Annotated in this window: 3 protein-coding genes and 1 pseudogene; 2 read left to right on the top strand and 2 right to left on the bottom strand. The window is 67.3% G+C overall.

Translation table 11 applies throughout. The annotated features are described in order from the left end of the window. Positions 1 to 137: 137 nt before the first annotated feature. Together FV222_RS23280 and FV222_RS23275 are read left to right on the top strand one after the other, a co-directional pair. Positions 138 to 257: pseudogene (locus tag FV222_RS23280) on the top strand (helix-hairpin-helix domain-containing protein); the annotation flags it as partial. Between the two features lie 611 nt (positions 258 to 868). Further along, positions 869 to 1,492 carry a ribonuclease D gene (locus FV222_RS23275; RefSeq protein WP_147764826.1) on the top strand — a complete coding sequence of 208 codons (624 nt, stop codon included), beginning with the start codon at positions 869 to 871 and terminating at the stop codon, positions 1,490 to 1,492. Positions 1,493 to 1,525: 33 nt separating this feature from the next. Here FV222_RS23275 and FV222_RS23270 read toward each other — a convergent pair whose 3' ends face one another. Continuing rightward, positions 1,526 to 1,915: a hypothetical protein gene (locus FV222_RS23270; RefSeq protein WP_238272264.1), complete on the bottom strand. Its 390-nt coding sequence runs from the start codon at positions 1,913 to 1,915 to the stop codon at positions 1,526 to 1,528. 252 nt (positions 1,916 to 2,167) lie between these two features. Beyond that, positions 2,168 to 2,413 (bottom strand): LuxR C-terminal-related transcriptional regulator (locus FV222_RS23265; RefSeq protein ID WP_147815749.1); only part of this gene is annotated, 246 nt, incomplete at its 5' end.

The following is a 2,413-nucleotide window of genomic DNA, read 5'->3' as shown; positions in this document are numbered from 1 at the left end:
GCCCTCCTCCGGCGACCAGATCGGCAACTTCACGCCGGGGCTCGTCATCGCCCAGCCGGAGAAGTTCGAGAACACCGAGGTCGGCGTGAAGTACGATGTCTCGCCGACGTTCCAGCTCACCGGCGCGGTCTCCCACCTCGGCCGCGATCGTCAAGGGCCGCCCCTACAAGGGCAAGGACGACCTCGTGCAGAAGAAGATCCTCTCGCAGTCGGTCTACGACGGCATCAAGGACAAGGTCATCGCCAAGCAGAAGTGATTTTTTGGCAGGTTTGACCGGCGCGCTGTGTTTGAGCCGCGCGCCGGGAATAGGGTGGCGTTCGACACCCCTCGAAAGCGGCCGTCCGCCGACATCGCCTCGGACTTGGCCCCAGGGTGACGATCGGACCCCGGCCGTGAGATGCGCATCGCGGATTTTTGTCGTACCGGTTTTGCGAGGAACCTTACAACATCTCCAGGCCGATGAAAGCGCACGCCAGCCCTGTGCAGATCGCCTTCGCCGACCTGATCGCGAAGGCATTCGATGCGGATTTCGACGCCGCATATCCGGAGAACGGGCGCTTCGCCAAGAGCGACCGCCGCGGCCAGGAATACTGGTATTACCTCGGCTACGCGCGTGACCCGGACGGCGCCAAGAAGGGGAAGGAAACTCAGAAGTACGTGGGGCCGGTTTCGGACCACGAGATCACACGGCGCGTCGAGCGCTTCCAGAACATCCGTGTGAGCTATCGCGAGCGTCGCGAGATCGCCAGCAGTCGTTCAAACCCATCGAAACAGCGCTGTCGCGCCCCAACCTTGTCCCCCACCAGCCAGGGTGATACCCGCCAAAAATTCCCCCACCGCCAAGATCCAAGAACAAGATCCAAGAACATGCCGAGCCACACCATCCGTCTGCATCGCGGCGACCTGCCGGCCGGGTACGATCCGGGGGCGGCGATCGCCGTCGACACCGAGACGCTGGGGCTCAACCCGCATCGCGACCGGCTCTGCGTCGTCCAGGTCTCGAAGGGGGACGGGTCGGCCGACGTGGTGCAGATTTTTCGCGATGGGCCGGTGCCGGAGGTTCTGAAATCCGTCCTCGCCGACGCAGGCGTCCAGAAGATCTTCCACTATGCGCGGTTCGACCTGGCGGTGTTGTACCGGGCGCTCGGGGTGATGCCGGCGCCGGTCTACTGCACCAAGATCGCCTCGAAGCTCGCGCGCACCTACACCGACAGGCACGGGCTCAAGGACGTGGTCCGCGAATGCGTCGGCGTCGATCTGTCGAAGGCGCAGCAATCCTCGGATTGGGGCGCCGACACGCTCACGCCGGCGCAGGTGGAGTACGCGGCGTCCGACGTGCTCCACCTTCATGCGGCGCGCGACCGGCTGAACCGGATGCTGGCCCGCGAAGACCGGGCGGACCTGGCCGAGGCCTGCTTCGCCTTCCTGCCGACCCGCGCGCGGCTCGACCTCGACGGCTGGCCCGAGGTCGACATCTTCGCGCACACCTGAGGCGGCCCGGCGGGGCAACCGGGCCGGGGGCCGTCAGTCGTCGCATGGCAACAGGTCGGCACCGTCGGAGATGAACTGCGCGGTGTCGCGCACCGGCCGCGGCGTGCGCGGATCGCGGGCGACGAGGCCGGCCTCCTCGCGCAGGCGGTCGTTGCAGGCGCAGTGCGCCAGCCGGCCGGAGGCGCGGTCCGGCGTGCAGGCGTCGTGGTGGGCGCAGGCGAGGTCGAGGGCGTCCACCGGCGGGTGGTTCGGCCCGCGGTTGCCCGGGCCGCAGAAGTTGCCGTGGATCAGGAAGGCGTTGTGGGCCCTGTCGATGCGCGGCATCTCCTGCGCGTGGCCGAGCGCCGGCAGGAGGGCGAGGACGCCCACGAGGACACCCATGCGGGCGGGCGCCCGGAGGCGGATGGTCGGAGAAACGGTCACGGTCGATCCTGTTCGCTGAAGCCGCCCACGCCGGAAAGATGGGGCGTCGCCTCCGCGAGGCAACCGTTGGACGCGCTGGGCGGTCCGGTCGTCGAGTCGAAGGTCGCGTCCGGGCTCGAAGCCGACAAGAGTTCGCGCGGCCGGCGAAGGACCAGTCGAGCACGAGCGAATTTCGCAAATGTTAAATCGAATGCCGGGCGTTGCTGCCTCGCGCAGCAAATCCCGGTGCCGGTTGCAGGATAATGCCGCCTCTTAGCCCGCGTGGGTGTCCTGTGGGCGGTCGAAATCCAACGCCGCGGTGTCGATCACGATCTGCGTGCGGCTGATCACCTCGAGCTTGCGCAAGATCTCGGAAACGTGAGCCTTCACGGTCGAATCGCCGACTTGGAGTTCGTGGGCGATCTGCTTGTTGAGCTTGCCCTGGCGGATCATCGTCAGCACCCGCACCTGCTGCGGCGTCAGCCGGGCCATGCGCGCGGCCAGCGGCGCCTTGCGGCC

Origin of the sequence: Methylobacterium sp. WL103 (assembly GCF_008039885.1) — a bacterium.
Taxonomy (GTDB): Bacteria; Pseudomonadota; Alphaproteobacteria; order Rhizobiales; family Beijerinckiaceae; genus Methylobacterium; species Methylobacterium cerastii.
Note: the sequence above shows the minus strand (reverse complement) of the source record. Positions and strands in the feature narration are given on the sequence as shown.

Coding starts and splice junctions, on each gene's coding strand:
- FV222_RS23275 (WP_147764826.1), top strand. CDS start 869: ATGCCGAGCCACACCATCCGTCTGCATCGCGGCGACCTGCCGGCCGGG.